This is a genomic window from Psychrobacter sp. FME13 (genome assembly GCF_014861395.1).
Taxonomy (GTDB): domain Bacteria; phylum Pseudomonadota; class Gammaproteobacteria; order Pseudomonadales; family Moraxellaceae; genus Psychrobacter.
Genome location: NZ_RRYV01000360.1, coordinates 1 through 725, shown reverse-complemented (window position 1 = coordinate 725; position 725 = coordinate 1). Strand labels below are relative to the sequence as shown.

The 725-nt window shown below is 41.2% G+C and carries 1 protein-coding gene; it reads left to right on the top strand.

Annotated elements, in window-relative coordinates:
* Positions 1 to 8: 8 nt before the first annotated feature.
* Positions 9 to 698 carry an IS1 family transposase gene (locus EI164_RS16585; protein ID WP_318779573.1) on the top strand — a complete coding sequence of 230 codons (690 nt, stop codon included), beginning with the start codon at positions 9 to 11 and terminating at the stop codon, positions 696 to 698.
* The last annotated feature ends 27 nt before the right edge of the window (positions 699 to 725 follow it).

Below are 725 nucleotides of genomic sequence, written 5' to 3'. Positions count from 1 at the left end.
AGACACAAATAGATATCAGCTGCCCCGACTGTCACAGTCCCAGTTTAAAGAAAAATGGCAAAAAAAGCTATGGCAAGCAGAATTATCAATGTAAGGACTGCAAACGTCAGTTTATTGGCGACCATGCATTAACTTATAACGGCTGTCACTCTAAAGTGGAAGAGCTTATACGGCTCATGACGGTTAGAGGTTGCGGTGTTAGAGACATAGCTATTATAGCCTCAGTCAGTATCGGTAAAGTATTGGGCACCATAGGCTCATCTGTTTATAAGATCGCGCCTAAGAAGCGCTACTATGAACGCTTAGGGGTTGATGAGTTTTGGACTTACGTGTATCGAAAAAAGCGTAAAGTTTGGCTTATTTATGCTTATGATCGCGCTACCAATGAGATTGTTGCTTATGTTTGGGGCAAACGTGACCTAAAAACGGCTAAGAAGCTAAGAGCACGTTTAAAGCAACTTAAAGTAAGCTACGGCTCTATTAGCATGGATAATTGGGACAGCTTTATAACGGCCTTTAAAGGTGATCACAAACAGGTTGGCAAACAGCATACCATAGGTATAGAGGGTAATAACTGTCGCCTTAGACACCGATTAAGACGAGCGGTTAGAAAAACCTGTTGTTTCTCTAAGAAGCTCGATAATCACTTCAAAGTGTTTGATATGGTGTTCTTTTACATCAATTATGGCTACGTCTGATGCCAGCATACTTTTTAGAACACCACC